Annotated in this window: 18 protein-coding genes and 2 pseudogenes; 10 read left to right on the forward strand and 10 right to left on the reverse strand. The window is 50.2% G+C overall.

The window, feature by feature from the left end; translation table 11 throughout:
- Window positions 1-467 (forward strand): annotated as a pseudogene (locus ABLV07_RS10225) (type IV secretion protein Rhs); the annotation flags it as partial.
- A 6-nt stretch (window positions 468-473) separates the two neighbouring features.
- Window positions 474-968, forward strand: a complete 495-nt coding sequence (locus ABLV07_RS10230; protein WP_015705802.1) for a hypothetical protein — start codon at window positions 474-476, stop codon at window positions 966-968.
- A 63-nt stretch (window positions 969-1,031) separates the two neighbouring features.
- Here the strand turns inward: ABLV07_RS10230 and ABLV07_RS10235 are convergent, their stop codons facing one another.
- Window positions 1,032-1,631 carry a DUF4291 domain-containing protein gene (locus tag ABLV07_RS10235; RefSeq protein ID WP_015705801.1) on the reverse strand — a complete coding sequence of 200 codons (600 nt, stop codon included), beginning with the start codon at window positions 1,629-1,631 and terminating at the stop codon, window positions 1,032-1,034.
- 130 nt (window positions 1,632-1,761) lie between these two features.
- Between ABLV07_RS10235 and ABLV07_RS10240 the strand changes: the two are divergent.
- Window positions 1,762-2,154, forward strand: a pseudogene (locus ABLV07_RS10240) (RHS domain-containing protein); the annotation flags it as partial.
- 26 nt (window positions 2,155-2,180) lie between these two features.
- On the opposite strand, the gene ABLV07_RS10245 reads toward ABLV07_RS10240, so the two are convergent.
- A complete protein-coding gene (locus ABLV07_RS10245; protein ID WP_046883172.1) occupies window positions 2,181-3,209 on the reverse strand; it encodes a diguanylate cyclase in 1,029 nt (342 codons plus the stop codon).
- 215 nt (window positions 3,210-3,424) lie between these two features.
- On the opposite strand from ABLV07_RS10245, the gene ABLV07_RS10250 reads away from it, so the two are divergent.
- Together ABLV07_RS10250 and ABLV07_RS10255 are read left to right on the forward strand one after the other, a co-directional pair.
- Window positions 3,425-3,835, forward strand: a complete 411-nt coding sequence (locus ABLV07_RS10250) for a hypothetical protein (RefSeq protein ID WP_080957142.1) — start codon at window positions 3,425-3,427, stop codon at window positions 3,833-3,835.
- Between the two features lie 75 nt (window positions 3,836-3,910).
- Entirely contained in the window at window positions 3,911-4,339 is a 429-nt protein-coding gene (locus tag ABLV07_RS10255) for a glycine zipper 2TM domain-containing protein (RefSeq protein WP_348853359.1), read from the forward strand.
- 43 nt (window positions 4,340-4,382) lie between these two features.
- On the opposite strand, the gene ABLV07_RS10260 is transcribed toward ABLV07_RS10255, so the two are convergent.
- Both ABLV07_RS10260 and ABLV07_RS10265 read right to left on the reverse strand, forming a co-directional pair.
- A complete protein-coding gene (locus tag ABLV07_RS10260; protein WP_046883173.1) occupies window positions 4,383-6,167 on the reverse strand; it encodes a diguanylate cyclase in 1,785 nt (594 codons plus the stop codon).
- A 74-nt stretch (window positions 6,168-6,241) separates the two neighbouring features.
- A complete protein-coding gene (locus tag ABLV07_RS10265; protein ID WP_032711871.1) occupies window positions 6,242-7,429 on the reverse strand; it encodes an HD domain-containing phosphohydrolase in 1,188 nt (395 codons plus the stop codon).
- 919 nt (window positions 7,430-8,348) lie between these two features.
- Between ABLV07_RS10265 and lpxP the strand changes: the two genes are divergently transcribed.
- The 3 genes from lpxP to ABLV07_RS10280 all read left to right on the forward strand — a co-directional run bounded on the left by lpxP (window position 8,349) and on the right by ABLV07_RS10280 (window position 10,371).
- A complete protein-coding gene (lpxP, locus tag ABLV07_RS10270) occupies window positions 8,349-9,263 on the forward strand; it encodes a kdo(2)-lipid IV(A) palmitoleoyltransferase (RefSeq protein WP_015366130.1) in 915 nt (304 codons plus the stop codon).
- Window positions 9,264-9,354: 91 nt separating this feature from the next.
- Entirely contained in the window at window positions 9,355-9,993 is a 639-nt protein-coding gene (gene leuE, locus ABLV07_RS10275) for a leucine efflux protein LeuE (protein ID WP_015705795.1), read from the forward strand.
- 114 nt (window positions 9,994-10,107) lie between these two features.
- Window positions 10,108-10,371: a DUF2534 family protein gene (locus ABLV07_RS10280; RefSeq protein WP_015366132.1), complete on the forward strand. Its 264-nt coding sequence runs from the start codon at window positions 10,108-10,110 to the stop codon at window positions 10,369-10,371.
- A 48-nt stretch (window positions 10,372-10,419) separates the two neighbouring features.
- On the opposite strand, the gene ABLV07_RS10285 is transcribed toward ABLV07_RS10280, so the two are convergent.
- The 4 genes from ABLV07_RS10285 to ABLV07_RS10300 all read right to left on the reverse strand — a co-directional run bounded on the left by ABLV07_RS10285 (window position 10,420) and on the right by ABLV07_RS10300 (window position 11,921).
- On the reverse strand, window positions 10,420-10,542 hold the full coding sequence (locus ABLV07_RS10285; RefSeq protein ID WP_015366133.1) for a hypothetical protein: 123 nt from the start codon (window positions 10,540-10,542) through the stop codon (window positions 10,420-10,422).
- A 133-nt stretch (window positions 10,543-10,675) separates the two neighbouring features.
- On the reverse strand, window positions 10,676-10,750 hold the full coding sequence (gene yoaJ, locus ABLV07_RS10290; RefSeq protein ID WP_100279139.1) for a protein YoaJ: 75 nt from the start codon (window positions 10,748-10,750) through the stop codon (window positions 10,676-10,678).
- Window positions 10,750-10,851 carry a YoaK family small membrane protein gene (locus ABLV07_RS10295; RefSeq protein ID WP_015705794.1) on the reverse strand — a complete coding sequence of 34 codons (102 nt, stop codon included), beginning with the start codon at window positions 10,849-10,851 and terminating at the stop codon, window positions 10,750-10,752. Before ABLV07_RS10295 ends, yoaJ begins: the two co-directional genes overlap by 1 nt.
- A gap of 47 nt (window positions 10,852-10,898) precedes the next feature.
- Complete coding sequence (locus ABLV07_RS10300; protein WP_020078531.1) at window positions 10,899-11,921, reverse strand: sensor domain-containing diguanylate cyclase; 1,023 nt, start codon at window positions 11,919-11,921, stop codon at window positions 10,899-10,901.
- A 292-nt stretch (window positions 11,922-12,213) separates the two neighbouring features.
- Between ABLV07_RS10300 and ABLV07_RS10305 the strand changes: the two genes are divergently transcribed.
- Window positions 12,214-12,462 (forward strand): DUF333 domain-containing protein, encoded by a 249-nt coding sequence (locus ABLV07_RS10305; protein ID WP_015366135.1) that lies wholly within the window; start codon window positions 12,214-12,216, stop codon window positions 12,460-12,462.
- 10 nt (window positions 12,463-12,472) lie between these two features.
- Here ABLV07_RS10305 and ABLV07_RS10310 read toward each other — a convergent pair whose 3' ends face one another.
- On the reverse strand, window positions 12,473-12,820 hold the full coding sequence (locus ABLV07_RS10310) for a DUF488 domain-containing protein (RefSeq protein WP_015705791.1): 348 nt from the start codon (window positions 12,818-12,820) through the stop codon (window positions 12,473-12,475).
- Window positions 12,821-12,960: 140 nt separating this feature from the next.
- Between ABLV07_RS10310 and ABLV07_RS10315 the strand changes: the two genes are divergently transcribed.
- Entirely contained in the window at window positions 12,961-13,653 is a 693-nt protein-coding gene (locus ABLV07_RS10315; protein WP_032711865.1) for a CTP synthase, read from the forward strand.
- A 33-nt stretch (window positions 13,654-13,686) separates the two neighbouring features.
- Here the strand turns inward: ABLV07_RS10315 and ABLV07_RS10320 are convergent, their stop codons facing one another.
- Window positions 13,687-14,868, reverse strand: a complete 1,182-nt coding sequence (locus ABLV07_RS10320) for a CynX/NimT family MFS transporter (protein WP_048231018.1) — start codon at window positions 14,866-14,868, stop codon at window positions 13,687-13,689.
- Between the last annotated feature and the right edge of the window lie 69 nt (window positions 14,869-14,937).

The following is a 14,937-nucleotide window of genomic DNA, read 5'->3' on the forward strand; positions in this document are numbered from 1 at the left end:
AGGATCCGATTGGATTAGCCGGCGGGCTGAATGTTTATCAGTATGCGCCGAACCCGCTGGGATGGGTGGATCCGTGGGGATTAGCTAAGTCATGTGGTGGAACAACAAAATTTTATCGTTCAATGAGTCATGAAGATTTCGAGTATTTACGCACTACAGGTAAATTAAGAGGAACATCTGAAACATTCATTTCACCAAGAAGAGCATTCTCTGAGAATTACGATGGAGTTTTAGTGAGGTTTTACCTTAAAAACGATGCATTATCAGAACTAAAATCAATTGGGGTTAAAGATTCAGCAGTACTTACCAGTATTACTTATCCGGACATGCCAGATGTAGGGAAGGGATGGAAGGAGACAAGTGCATTCTTTAAAGCTGAAGGGGAACAGATTAATATTGGATTAGGTAAAGGTAAGGCATTAGATATATTCAATCAAGGGATTCAGCGATTCGAGAGGTTAAATTAATAGCATATGAAAATTGATAAAAAACAATTAATTGTCTCTTTAATGAAAAGAGAAATTGATATCTCAAAATTTTATAATGATTTCAATGCATTTTACGGTGAACTTAACATATGCTATGAACTTGAATTAGCTCGTCAAAATAGAGATGCTGAATTAGTTGATGTTTTTTTATATTTGTCAGCTCTTATTAATTATGATTTTAAGTGCATAGATTTATTGAATGAATTGATAATAGCTGATTGGCATAAAAAACATGAGGATTTAGCAACGATTCTAAATTACTATCATAGTGAGACTAGTGTTGAATACTTATATCAAGCGGCGTTGTTAGAACTAAATTATAGAGACTATGATGAGGATTATGTTCTGGCAGATAAATGTATTAGGGCGCTAGCCAAAATAAAAAATAAAAACTCAATCGAAAAATTGGAAAGATTGGCTATGGTAGAAAATGAAAAAATAAAAAAAAGCGCAATGAAACAATTAAGTAAAATTAGTTGAGCTAATGGGTGTTTAAAGTCGCCTGTCCATTACAGGCGATTTAGAAAAATATTTAAAACTAATTTAAAGTTGGAAATGATATGTTTTTTCTGTAGGGATAAGCGTTTTCGCCTTGCAAAAATCGCCTAAAGAGACGAGGTTGTGAATCTCCTGTACCTGATGGGTGATATCATGTAGATTAACAATCCATTCATTACAAAAATTAATGACTGCTTGGTTTCGAATTCCAATTTGTATTGTACGGTAATTAAGTTTATTTAGATGAATATCTCTCTCAGGATCCCACTGAAATATAATATCTGAATTCTTTATTTTATCTTGCCATTCTTCTTTATTTTGAAAGGTTGATGCTGAATGATAATCACTTGGCACCCCTAAATGAAGAATTTTTTGGAATGCGTCATGACTCAAGTCTATAGCTAATATTCTCGTCTGATTGCTGTCTTTTTTCCCCCAGCCAGAGCGATACATCATCCATAAAAATGATGGCTTAATCCATGTCATTCTAGTCAGGCTAAATGGGGGAGAAACGAAAGTATTGTTTTTAATCGCACTATCAGCTATTTCATCGGAATATGCCTGATAGACACGGATAAAATCTTTTGTGAAGAAGGCTCTAATTTGCCGTTCTGGGATTGAGTACTTTGGTAAATGCTTTTCCATCAATAGTTTTAATTGAGTTAATTAATTAAATAGATATTATACATGGAAAGTTACTCTGATAAAAATGTTTCGTATTGTTGAAACAGGCTTTTCCCAGAAAATGCTACGACAGAATTCATAATAATATATCAAGCAGACGGCGGAAGAGACGCGCTGGTTCTACTGGCAGGGCGACGCGCTGGCGGGGGAAACGGTCACTATCACCCGCGAACCGCTGGCGGCACAGAGCATTTTTGATACCGGCAGCCGGCTGCAGCGGCAGAAAGCGCAGGAAACGCTGTTCAGCAGTATGCGCGAGTACGTGTACTATCCGGGAAGTTTTCAGCCGCTGGCTCTGCTGACGCAGGAAGCGGGCAGGAAGGAGAGCTGGCACTATCATTGTGACCCGAACGGCGCGCCGGTCCGCCTGACGTCATTACAGGGCGAGATAGTGTGGTCAGAGAAGACGGGCGTATGGGGAGAAAAAGAGGAGATCTACACCGATCGTATCAGCAACCCGCTGCATTTCCAGGTCCTGTATTTTGCCGTTGAACGGCTGTCTAATCTCACTTACCTCTCTCGCGGCGTCGCCTTCTTACTACTGTACATCGCTTTATCCGCACTGTTCAGCAATGTATCGGCATCCGCGGCATCGTGAGGGAAAAGCGCAATGCCGATGCTGCCGGAAATCGTAATAACATGCTCGTGGATCAAAAATGACTGAGTCAGCGCATTGCTGATTTTTTCCGCCGTTTGTCGGGGGAGCGGATCGTTTGCTTTTAAACCAGGGAGCAGGGCGATAAACTCATCGCCACCGAGGCGGGCCACCGTATCACCTTCTCGTAAAACGCTTTGTAGACGAAACGCCACCAGCCGCAGCAGTTCGTCACCCACGGCGTGGCCGTAAACGTCATTCACTGGCTTAAAGCGGTCGAGATCGATAAAGAGCAGCGCCACTTCTGTCTCATTGGCGATGGCCTGAGTAATCGCCAGCTCCAGGCGATTAACCAACAGCCTGCGGTTTGGTAATCCGGTCAGCGCGTCGAAGTTGGCGTGCAACCAGACCACCTGCTCCCGCTGTTTACGGTCGGTGATATCTCTAATAAACGCGGAGAAAATCTGCTTGCCTGATTGCTGATGCGGCCAGATCGACAGTTCGATAGGGAATTTGCCTTTAGTTCGATGCAGGGCGGTAATTTCGATGGTGCGATTAAGGATATTCGACGGCTGAGCCGCCTGAAAGCGCATTAAACCACGCGCATGCTGCTCGCGAAACTCTTCCGGCACGATCATCTCGCCCAGGTTGTTGCCGATAGCCTCCCCTGCGGACCAGCCGAACATTCTTTCCGCGGCCTGGTTCCAGTTAATCACCACCCCAGCATGATTGATGGTAATCACCGCATCCTGTGCAGTCTCAACCAGCTGTCGATGGTTCTCCTCGCTTTCGGCCAGCGCTCGCTGCATCGACTCAATCTCGCTGATGCTCTCTTGCAGCTCACGATGCATTTCCGCAAGCGAAAGCGAGAAAAAGCGAATACGCTCTTCTACTGACATATTTTTCATTTCGGCGTACAGATCGCTGGCGCTACGTGGTGGCATAAGAGGTTCCTGATGAAGCGAAGAGAATATGCATCAAATTTAGCAATAAGTGTAGTTAAAAAAAGATTGGCTGCTGACATCTCAGCTATTTTATCTATTAAATAAAATCTATTGTAAATTTGTCCAGATTTAAATTTAACGCTTAGTTACAGATGGATCATATTCCGGCGGTAATAATCCGCACTCTTTATAAAGCGTATTAAGGACAATTTATTGTGAATACTTTCTTGCGTAACACCCTAGCCGCCGTAGTGATGGCTGCGGGTCTTTCCGTTGCCGCTCAGGCCGCGACGACAGCCGAAGTGCCGCCGTTATCCCAGGACCCGGTGGTACAACATCTCAAGCTGAGCAACGATCAGGTCAGCAAAATTCAGGCCCTGCGTCAGGAGCTGGAAACAAATCTCAAAAATATCAAAATTGGTGGTTACCAGGATGGTGCTCTGGTTGGTGTGATTCAGTCCGGTAAATGGGACGATGCGAAAGTAAAACAGCAGCTAGCCGCTTTTGCGCAATTGGATCAGCAGACGCGTTATTACCGCGTGAAATATTACTTCGGCATTAATCAGGTGCTGACGGCTGAACAGCGCGAGCAGGTAAAAAAAGATCTGCAGCAGGCTCTCAACTAAGCAATGTCCTAATGCTCCGCTGTCCGGCGGAGCATTGATAGTGACTTTCCTCAATGAAAAGACAAGGGTGTCATCATGAAGAAGTTTCTCTTTATTGCGCTGGGAATGGCCGCGTTGTTTAGCCAGGCCGGCGTCGCCGGGACTAAAACGTTGGTTGATTATGGCGTCGTACAGGAAAGCCATATTATTAGCACTCCGCATCAGCGCCAGCCGCTTCGTACGCTCGCGGCAGGAACGCTGGGCGGCGTGGTCGGCCATCAGTTCGGCAACGGAAAAGGCCAGACGGCGATGACCGCCGCAGGCGCTCTGGCCGGAGCTGGCGCCTCTCGCTATCACCAGGATCGGCAGCAGGGCGCTCAGCAGGTTGAACTGTTAATCAAAACCAGTAGCAGTCAAGTGATACAGGTGCTACAGGGATACGACGGTCGGCTTATCTTCAACAAGGGAGATAAGGTGCGCATCCTGACGTCGGGAAATGATACCCGGGTGGACAAATCGGTGTAATGTGCCAAACGGGAGCCGATACACTCCCGTTTGGGGTGACATGTTATGCCGATTTCAGCATATCAAAGCGGATAATTCGCGAGCGTCCCAGCTCTTTCGCTCGATACAACGCGGCATCTGCGGCACGTAGCAGGCTGTCGCTTTGCGCGTGTTGCGGATAGCTGGCAATACCGATAGACACATTCACCTGGCCTATATCCGTCAGCCCGCAGCGTAAAGTCATACTTCTCACATTATTGTAAATTTCAGTCGCGCAGGCTTCTGCGCTGGCCTCATCGCTGCCGGAAAGCAGCACCAAAAACTCTTCGCCGCCATAGCGGAATGCCATGCCAAGATCGCGTACCGCGCGCTGGATGATCGCCGCGACGTTTTTAATCACCAGATCGCCCGCCTCATGGCCGTAATTATCGTTAACCGCCTTAAAGTGATCGATATCGATCATCAGGCAGCTCAGCGGGCTGTTGTTGCGCACCGCCAGATTCATCTGCGTATGCAGCGCTTCCTCAAGATGATGGCGGTTTCGCAACCCGGTCAGAGAATCAAACAACGCTTTTTCCAGCAGAGCATTGCGCAGACGCTGGTTGGATAGCGCCAGGCCCAACGCTTCCGCCATGAGTTCAAGATAAGCGCGAGAGGGGGCTGTCTCACTAGTGACATTACGAAAAGAGAGCAGGCCAATGGCTTCACCCTGCGCGATAAGTGGAACGCACAATGATTGCTCGTTGCATTCTTGCGGCAGATGATAGCAGGCGATGTCCGGTTCGCCGTTAACCGGCGGATGGCTCAGGCCTCGACGTACTGCCCAGCACTTATCGGGATAAAACACGGCCGCCTCGTCCGGCGGCGAAAGCCACTGCGCGACGCAGCGCATTTGCCAGGGATCGGTATCAAGAATATACAGTCGGCCAGGAACGCCCGGCGCGATATTGGGGGCGAAAAGTTCAGCGACCTTCACCACATCCTCAAATGACTCACATCCCTGCAAGCGTTGAGTCATGCGCGCCAGCAGGTCACGAACGGCCCAGTCGGCATCGCGTTGTTGTTCAAGGCGCTGGCGGGCAAGGCCATTTTCGCGAAAGATGCGGATCGCCTGCGCCATATCGCCAATTTCATCGATCTGTTTGAAGTGTGGTGGTTCGACGGCATAATCCTGCGATGCCAGACGTTGTACCACATCGCTGAGTCGTACCACAGGGGTGAGCACCCGGCGTTTGAGAATAAAGCCGAGAACAAATAAAAACATCAAGGCGGTCAGGCCAACCATCGCTTCCGAAAGCGTCCGCCAGAGGCGCGATTTTTCAGTCGCTTGCTGCATGGCGTTGTTTGTTCGCCCTTCCAGCAGCAGGCGGAAATGATCGATTTGCGTTTGCACCCGCTCCAGCTCCTGCTCATAAGGCTTACCGTAAACCTGCAAAATCGCCTCTTTCTCTTCGCCACGAGCGACGCGATCGATGGCGGTCTGCTGTTCATCTTGTAATTCATCGGCAATACGCAGACCATCGTGCAACAGCGCCAGCTCCTGCTGGCTGGCGCCAACATCTTTTAGTTTAAGCAATCGGTTTTCAATTGATTCGAGCGTTTGGACCTGCTGACGATACTGTTGCAGCGTCTCCGGTTGTTTTTCGATGACATACAGTCGCACGAGATCCGAAAGCTCCCACGCGTCGCGTTCTACCTCATCGGCGAGACGAACGAACGTATCCCGTTGTTGTACAGCCTGGCGTTCAGCGCGATCGGCGCCGGAAGCGATTAGCATCGCCATACCGGATGCAATGGTCAGCCCTACGGTGATCCCGTAGGCCCAGTTAGTCATGGTGGCGATTCTCACCGGGTATTTCCTTGCAGGCAGATGAACGAGAAATGGGTATTTTTATTATAGAGCCCCGTAGCCAACCGGAAGGTTCAGACGCGCGGTATGCGGGTGACGAGGTGATGTAGCGCCTGGGCATGCTGGCGCAATACAAGATACACATCGTTATCCAGAGCGCCATTTATAACATCAGCTTCTATAAGTTGTAACGCCTCCTGATATGGCATACCGAGCCGATACGGGCGATCCTCAACGAGCGCGGTAAAGATATCCGCAACGGCGATAATTCTGTCCGGAAGTTGTAAATAACGATGATTTAAATTCAGCGGGTAGCCACTGCCATCGAGTTTCTCATGATGGTTAGCGGCCCAATCGATGATTTCCGCCAGATCGGTGAAATCTCGTAATATTTCACCGGTCATATAGCTATGCTCGCGGATCAATTGTGCTTCGTCATCGCTAAGTTCAGCCTGTTTTTCGAGGATCGCCAGTGGAATATATATTTTGCCGATATCATGCAAATAGCCGGCAATTTCAATTTTGCGGCACACCGGCGGCGGCAGATGCATATAGACGGCGAGGGCATAAGAAATTTCGCCAACCATGATGCTGTGGCTGGCGGTGAAACTACTGTAGGTATCGACAATTTTGGCGATCAACAAACAAATATCTTTTAGACCATCGATGTCAATATATACGTCATTAATCGGCCCGACGATCTCCAGCAACCGCTGAATATGCTCTGCTTGCATATGGCGCCAGAAGGTAGGGTGTTGCGCCAGTTCGCATAGTCTATCGCAAAGTGGAGGATCGATGTCGCGATAGTCAGCGACAAAGCGGGCGATGAGAGCACTTTGTTGGTCCGGGGCAACGACGCCTTGCGAAGGGAGTAGACGCTCAAAACAGTCCGCGAAATAGACGATATGCTGCTCCAGATTGCCTTTGCGGCTTGGGCTGAAGTGGTGATCGCCAATAATAGGGCTGATAGGGGTAAAAGTATCCAGCCCGGCAAGCATCTGTACGCCACGGATTTGATGCGGGTCATAAAGGTTGTCTATTGCGTTTAGCGAATCAATGCGCCGCTTATCGCCAAGCACGCCGATATCATGTAGCAGCGCAGCCAGAAAGATGGTTTTTTGTTGCGGCGCAGGAAGATCCAACGCCAGCGATAATTTGTAGCTTATCAGCGCCGTGCGCTGTAGATGCAGATCCAGCCTTGGGTTGATAGCGTTAATGACGCGCGTGACCAGCATTAAAGCCGACTTTAAGGCAATACGCATTTTTCTCTCCGTCCATGCAATCCGCTGTTGCCGTTAATCCTGTGGCGCCGGCAAGCACGATCAAATCCCCCAGGCGCCTGACAAGTGAATCGACGCCAGACTCAAACGCCACCCACTTATGTGAACAACTCATTTTAGCTCACATAGTCGCTTTCATTGTGGTAATAGCGTGATGAATCTCTTCACAGTTTGATTCATATCTACCTGTGATGAGAACTGATTGCTTTTACATCACCTTTCGCGGCGCTGTAAGGGCGGGTTGGAGCATGTGCAAATCGGCTCTCATGTTTTGTTCGCCTCTATTTGGCGAGGAGGCATTGGTCATGGAGTTTTATTGCCTGAAAAGGGCGAAAAATAACAGTTATGGCATAATTTATATTATTGCAAACGTGACTATTAGTCTCAATTATATACTTTTGTCAGTATTCATCAGTAAGCATAAATAATCCTGTTCTTATTTATATTTCACAATAACTAAAATTTTAATGAGTCAGTGCATCCTGTAAATATTATTATCTACAGTGATGATTTTTAGTGAATGAATTCGATGCTTGAATGTTTGTTGACCGTTTGAGTTCGGGCTGTGATGTGCCGGGAGGGGGCGTCAACAGTGGCCTGCGTGAAGTTGTGTTTGTAAAATCGCCAGATAGCAGTTTAAGTTCATTCCTATATCGAAAAAAATCATTAGCGCGAAAATGATTATCAGCGTAAATATGAATGAACGGACTCCATTTTTACTTTACATTTTGTAACATCTGTGTATCTATTATGTATTTTAGCGTTAAGTGTAATTTTTTCTTGCTGCCGTGAATTTACCAGGATTACTATTGTCTTACTCGTTGTATCGCCTAATGACAGATGAAGGGACTCGTTTTTTCCTTAAGCGTTACCCTATATTTTAATGTTTACAGGAAAAACCATGTCTTGCGCCTTTAAAAAGAATCTACTGCTTCCCCGCTATTGGGTGACCTGGTTTGGCCTGGCCATTCTTTGGTTAATCGTCCAACTACCTTATCCCGTTTTACATACGCTCGGCACCAGCGCAGGGCGGCTATCGCGTCGCTTCCTGAAGCGTCGGGAACATATCGCCCGGCGTAACATTGAGCTGTGCTTCCCGGAGATGTCCAGCGCGGCTCGTGAAAAGCTACTGGAAGAGAACTTTATGTCTCTCGGCATGGGGCTTATCGAAACGGGTATGGCGTGGTTCTGGAGCGATGAACGCGTTAAGAAGTGGTTTGACGTCGAAGGCATCGCCAATCTGAATAATGCGCTCAGCGCCGATAAAGGCGTGATGGTTGTTGGCATCCACTTTATGTCACTGGAGTTGGGCGGCCGAGCAATGGGCTTGTGTCGTCCGATGATGGCGACGTATCGCCCGCACAACAGCCCGCTTATGGAGTGGGTGCAGACTCGCGCTCGCCTGCGCTCGAATAAAGCGATGATCGATCGCCGTAATCTTTCCGGGCTGGTGCATGCGCTGAAGTCCGGTGAAGCCGTGTGGTTTGCGCCGGATCAGGATTATGGCCCGAAGGGCAGCGTATTTGCGCCGTTCTTCTCGGTTCCACAGGCGGCGACGACTAATGGTACCTGGGTGCTGTCGCGCCTCTCCGGTTCGAAAATGCTGAGTATCAGTATGGTGCGCAAGCTGGATCGAAAAGGTTACAGCCTGCACATCAGTGAAGTGATGAATGATTACCCCGGCGAAGATAAACAGATTGCCGCCAGTTATATCAACAAGGTCATCGAACGAGAAATCCTGCGTGCACCAGAGCAATACCTGTGGGTGCATCGCCGGTTCAAAACCCGCCCGCTTGGCGAAACCTCGGTATATTAGTACAACACTTGCGCTCCACGCTTTCAAAATGACCGCAGTTGCGTTAACGTGAGCCGGATCATACTTTTTGTTGAAAGCGAAGGAGTGCAGCGTGTTCGCTGAGTTTGGTGTTTTGAATTATCTGACCTACCTGGTCGGGGCTATTTTTATCATTCTCGTACCAGGTCCCAATACTTTTTTTGTACTGAAAACCGGTATCGCGCACGGCGTGAAGAAAGGATACCTTGCCGCCGCTGGCGTGTTTATCGGCGATGCGGTTCTGATGTTCCTGGCTTTTGCTGGCGTTGCGACGCTTATCAAAACGACCCCGGTGCTGTTTAATATTGTGCGCTATCTTGGCGCGATTTATCTGCTTTGGCTGGGCGCCAAAATGCTCTACTCGGTATTTAAACAGCGCGAGGGGCATGATGCCGCCGATGCTGAGCCGGGGAGCGCCATCCTCAAACGCTCGTTAACCCTGAGCCTGACTAACCCGAAAGCGATTCTTTTCTATGTCTCTTTTTTCGTCCAGTTCATTGACGTTAATGCGACATCGCCGGGCATCGCGTTCTTTATCCTGGCGCTGACGCTGGAGATCATTAGCTTTGTCTACATGAGCTTCCTTATCCTTTCTGGCTCGTTTGTGACGCGCTATGTGAAAACCAAAAAGAAACTGGCGAAATTGGGCAACAGCCTTATCGGTCTGGTCTTTGTGGGTTTTGCCGCCCGCCTGGCGACGCTGCAGTCCTGATCCCGGAAACGATCTGCCAGCGATAATCGCTGTGTTGTAACAAAAACCCTTCAATTTTTATTGCATTGGTGTTACATATACAGCCGATTATCGCTCACAGAGAAGGGAACCCGGATGATTCTGCAAAAAATCCTCAGTAATAAAAACGGCAAGAAGTTTCTGTTGTCGATGGCGACAGTTTTTGCCATTGCGCTTGCCGTCGTGGGCCGCGCAACGTTCGGTGGCGTGGTGAGCGAGTACAACATGCCGTACTCGGAGTGGACAACCTCGATGTTCTTCCTGCAGGGGGCGATGGTGATGGTTTACAGTACCGTGTTCACCGTGTTATTTGCTATCCCGCTGGGCTTTCTGTTTTTAGGTTCTGACCGTCAGGACTAAATGCAAAAAAGGCGAACTCTTGTTCGCCTTTTTGAATGATCCTATCTGTCACCAGCCACGATCATGATGATGGTGGTGGTGGTGTCGATGATGATAACCATCATCCACGATACATCCCGATAACAGCGTGCACAGCGCAATAATCAACGGTAACACCATCGGTTTTTTCATTACTCACTTCTCCAGTTAATGCCCGCTTTGCTGCATAAACACAGCGAAGCGGCTGATGAAATGAGTGTATCGTCTTAACTTATTGAGTAGATAAGACAACTCCGCAATACCGGGGCCGCGGGAAAATTTGAGATTACCACCAGCCCAATTCGGTGCCGGCGACCACCACGATGGCGACAATAATCATAATGATGGTTGTCTTTTTCATCATGCCCCCCCTGGCGCCGCATAGCCGCCAACAAAAAACCAGCCCAGAAAGACCACGGCGACAATGAAAATCACCACCGGAAAAAGAATACCCAATTTCATGCTTAGTTCCTGTCTCTTAACGTAATGTTATCTATCATACTGGAAAGTTATGCTTTCTGGTCGATATCGAAAATGGTCAGCATGCGGCGTGCGTTTTTGTCGTGGTACATAGCCTCATCCGCTGCGCGTAGCGCCTGTTCAACGTCCATATTCTGCGGATCGACATCGATGACCCCAAAGCTGGCGCCAGGGTATTCTATACCGTATCCGGCCAGGCGGTAACGCCCGGTAAGCTGCTGGCGCAGGTGGACAATAAACGCTTCCTGCTCAGGGGATTCAAGTGCCGGGCCAATGATTAAAAACTCATCGCCGCCGAGGCGGCCAACGGTATCTTCGTTACGTACGTTGGCACTTAATCGTTCACCTATCTGGATGAGAAAACTGTCGCCGCAGGGGTGGCCCAGTTTATCGTTAATCGCTTTAAAATCGTCGAGGTCGATAAAAATAAGCAGGAGCCTGCGCTGCTGGGCGCGAGCTTGGGTAAACAGCGTTTTAAGATGTTTAAACAACGCGCGGCGGTTGGCCAGACCGGTCAGTTCATCGGTATTGGAGTGCATCTCCAGCGCCGCATTTGCGCTACGCAGTTGCTGAACCAGCGTCTCTTTCTCCACGTAATGGGAGATCAGGCCGGCGAACAATGTCATTACCTGCTCGCCTTCCAGATTATAGGGCTGTTTGACGCGGCTTGTGGCGCACAACGTACCATATAACGAACCATCGGCAAGATGGACGGGAATACTAAAGAACGTGGCGATCCCGAGTTCCTGCGCGGCGGTGCAGGACCGCCAGCGTTGGCCAACCTCGTTGCAAAATATACAGTTATCATCGATTGCGCGTTTGCAAAGCGACTCGTCCCAGGGAACGGAAAAACCTTCCGGGATCTGCATTTCGCTGCTGTTGTGGGCATACATGACTAACTGGCGCTGCGCTTCTAAATCAATCCGCGTCAGGTATGTGGACTCCATACGAGTCACCAGTTCCAGCATTTCCAGCAGTTGTCGCACCAACGTTTCGAGCGTTCGTTCGGTAGCAAGCGTCTGTGAGACGCGGGCAAGAATGAAATCTGACATGAATGAAACGGCCCCCGGAGGTTAGCGCAGCACTGCGAGCTGGCGCAGCGAACAGCTAATAACAAACATATTTATAACGAATGTATCACATTTAGCAGGGGGATATCTGCTATCGCGACGGTAAAAAAAAGCCCCATCGGGGGCGATGGGGCAAAACTCATTGATTATGGAATGATCTGTTCTCTGGTCAATTCGAGAACGAGCGCTACTCTAAAGGGCAAAAGTGTAGTTAAAATGGAGAAACCGTGGAGATTCAGGGCGAAAGGTCGCTTTGAATAAAACAGGAGTAATTATGAAGTGGATAGTAATGATGTTGCCGCTGATGCTAGCGGGCTGCGCTCAGTCACAACAGCCTGATGCGCCACCGCCGCCAAATTCGATCGGTATGGCCAATCCGGCCGCCGTCTATTGCGACCAGAAGGGCGGTAAGCAGGTTCCGGTCCAGACACCTCAGGGCGTGCGCACCGACTGTAAACTTCCCAGTGGTGAAACGCTCGATGAATGGGAACTGTGGCGGCGCGATCATCCGGCGAAGAAATAATTCGCCGCCGTTAGATTAAGCTTTTCAGCCACTCCGCCAGCACCAGCGCATGGTTTTGTTGCGTATCTTTGGCCGCGTAGAGCAGCGTTAAGGGTTGCTGATTGGCCAATTTGGCGAGCCGTAGCCCTTCATCGCGATGGGTTTCAAGCTCTTCGCGGTACTGCTGGCGGAAGTGAGAGAAGTCAATCGCTTCTCCGTGAAGAGCCTTGCGTAAATCGCTGGAAGGCGTCAGGGTTTTACACCATTCGTCATAATGCAAATCCTCTTTTTTTATTCCGCGTGGCCACAGGCGATCGACCAGCACGCGGTAACCATCGCTGGCCTCTGTAGGGTCATAAACGCGTTTACATTGAATCATCATTATTCTCCCCTCGTTATGTCTATCTGGCGGCTTGCCCGTGCAGCGTGCCGCTAAATAACCATTGTGTTCCGCGAATGATATCGCTAATCTGAGGTTCCTTGTGTTGCCCGATAATCCTCAGACATAAGGATTCTGCTATGAACACCCCTTTGCGCATTGCCCTTGTTGGCGATTATAACCCTGATGTGATTGCCCATAAGGCGATTCCGCTGGCTATCGATGACGCTGCCGCGGTTCTGGAACAACCGGTGAGTTATGACTGGATAGCCACCAGCGAGATTACCAGCGCAGACCGGCTCACCGATTATGACGCCATCTGGGTGGTTCCCGCCAGCCCGTATAAAAACGCCGAGGGCGCATTTATCGCCATTCGCTACGCCCGCGAAAATAGCATTCCGTTCCTCGGTACCTGCGGCGGCTTCCAGCACGCGATTATCGAATACGCCCGTAATGTTATGGGATGGCAGGATGCGGCGCACGCCGAAACCGATAGCGAAGGGCGAATGGTCATTGCGCCATTAAGCTGTTCGCTGGTTGAAAAATCAGACGCTATCGAGCTGCGCGCGAACACGCTGATTGCCCGCGCTTATGGCCGTGACAGCATTGAAGAGGGATATCATTGTAACTACGGCATTGCCGAAAGCTTTGCCCATGAACTGGAGCAGGGCGCGCTGCGGGTGACCGGTTGGGATGAGAACGGCGAGATCCGCGCCGTGGAGTTAACTACCCATCCGTTCTTCGTCGCCACGCTGTTCCAGCACGAGCGCAACGCGCTGGAAGGGCGTCCGGCGCCGCTGGTACAGGCTTTCCTGCACGCGGCCCGGCAATAAAAAATCGGCAGCCCTGGCTGCCGACTCTTGTGATTAATGAATTTCGCGCGCCCTTCCGGCAAGGGCGCCGAACAGCGCCATGACCACTGCGATGAGTGCGACGATGATTAACGGTATATGCCAGTCGCCGTAAGCATCATGGATTTTACCGATGAGCGGCGGTCCGCAGGCAGCCAGCAGATAACCAATAGTCTGCGCCATGCCGGAGAGGGCCGCGGCCTGATGCGCTGAGCTGGCGCGTAGACCAATAAACGTCAGGCCAAGGATCATGGTGGCGCCGGATCCGAAGCCAAAAATCAATGTCCAGATCACCGCCTGACCGGGCAGTAACCATAATCCCAGCGTGCTTACTACGCACATTAAGGCTACCAGAACGGCGATGCCGCGCTGATCTTTCAGGCGATGGAGTACCAGCGGGATGGCCAGGCCCGGCGCGGCGGTTGCCAACTGCAACAGGCCATGCAGAGAGCCAGCCTGCGCTTCGCTGTAGCCCATACTCTGCAGGATTGCGGGCAGCCAACCGACGATAACGTAATAGACCAGTGAGTTAATCCCAAGGAACAGCGTGACCTGCCACGCCAGCGCTGAACGCCAGATCCCCCGATTGTGCGCGGCACCCGATCCGGTCATCGGCGTGGTAGCCTGGCGGCGCGCCTGCGGCAGCCAGAGTAATAGCGCCAACAGCGGGAAAACCATCAGTAGCAGCAGTGCGCCGCGCCAGCCAAAACCCGCCAGCGCCAGCGGCACCACCATCGCGGAACCTGCCGCCGCCGCTGCGCCCATGGTAATGGAGTAGGCGCCGGTCATACGGGCGACATGGCCGGAAAAATCACGCTTAATTAACCCTGGCAGCAGTACGTTGCCCAGCGCGATTCCGCAGCCAATGAGCGCCGTACCAATATACAGCCAGGCTGTTGAGGGGAGCGAACGTAATCCGATCCCGAGGCAAATAATCACCATCGCCAGCAGCAGGCTACGCTCTATGCCGAATCGGCGGGCGACGCCGGCCGCCAGCGGAGAGACCAGCCCGAAGGCCAGCAGCGGCAGGGTCGTGAGCAGCCCGGTTTGCGCCGTCGTCAGTTGGTATTCAGCGCGTATTGCATCCAGCAGTGGGGCGATACCGGTGAAAGTTACCCGTAGCGTGGCGGCGATAAATAAAATTCCGACAATCAGCAGCAGTTTGTTGCCGTTGGCAGAGGAAGAAACAGGGCTCATAACGTTCTCAGACTAATAAACAGGGTCGTAACAATAGCCTGTTTAACGGTTGTTTGAATCAAGCTAAAA

Origin of the sequence: Klebsiella sp. CN_Kp097 (assembly GCF_040064495.1) — a bacterium.
GTDB lineage: Bacteria > Pseudomonadota > Gammaproteobacteria > Enterobacterales > Enterobacteriaceae > Klebsiella > Klebsiella aerogenes.

What these genes read in the sequence shown, in the direction of transcription:
- ABLV07_RS10230 (WP_015705802.1), top strand. Translation starts at nt 474, where the DNA reads ATGAAAATTGATAAAAAACAATTAATTGTCTCTTTAATGAAAAGAGAA.
- ABLV07_RS10285 (WP_015366133.1), bottom strand. Translation starts at nt 10,542, where the DNA reads ATGAAAAAACCGATGGTGTTACCGTTGATTATTGCGCTGTGCACGCTG.
- ABLV07_RS10315 (WP_032711865.1), top strand. Translation starts at nt 12,961, where the DNA reads ATGAACACCCCTTTGCGCATTGCCCTTGTTGGCGATTATAACCCTGAT.
- ABLV07_RS10305 (WP_015366135.1), top strand. Translation starts at nt 12,214, where the DNA reads ATGAAGTGGATAGTAATGATGTTGCCGCTGATGCTAGCGGGCTGCGCT.
- ABLV07_RS10280 (WP_015366132.1), top strand. Translation starts at nt 10,108, where the DNA reads ATGATTCTGCAAAAAATCCTCAGTAATAAAAACGGCAAGAAGTTTCTG.
- ABLV07_RS10235 (WP_015705801.1), bottom strand. Translation starts at nt 1,631, where the DNA reads ATGGAAAAGCATTTACCAAAGTACTCAATCCCAGAACGGCAAATTAGA.
- lpxP (WP_015366130.1), top strand. Translation starts at nt 8,349, where the DNA reads ATGTCTTGCGCCTTTAAAAAGAATCTACTGCTTCCCCGCTATTGGGTG.
- ABLV07_RS10295 (WP_015705794.1), bottom strand. Translation starts at nt 10,851, where the DNA reads ATGAAATTGGGTATTCTTTTTCCGGTGGTGATTTTCATTGTCGCCGTG.
- ABLV07_RS10255 (WP_348853359.1), top strand. Translation starts at nt 3,911, where the DNA reads ATGAAGAAGTTTCTCTTTATTGCGCTGGGAATGGCCGCGTTGTTTAGC.
- ABLV07_RS10300 (WP_020078531.1), bottom strand. Translation starts at nt 11,921, where the DNA reads ATGTCAGATTTCATTCTTGCCCGCGTCTCACAGACGCTTGCTACCGAA.
- ABLV07_RS10245 (WP_046883172.1), bottom strand. Translation starts at nt 3,209, where the DNA reads ATGCCACCACGTAGCGCCAGCGATCTGTACGCCGAAATGAAAAATATG.
- ABLV07_RS10310 (WP_015705791.1), bottom strand. Translation starts at nt 12,820, where the DNA reads ATGATTCAATGTAAACGCGTTTATGACCCTACAGAGGCCAGCGATGGT.
- ABLV07_RS10265 (WP_032711871.1), bottom strand. Translation starts at nt 7,429, where the DNA reads ATGCGTATTGCCTTAAAGTCGGCTTTAATGCTGGTCACGCGCGTCATT.
- ABLV07_RS10320 (WP_048231018.1), bottom strand. Translation starts at nt 14,868, where the DNA reads ATGAGCCCTGTTTCTTCCTCTGCCAACGGCAACAAACTGCTGCTGATT.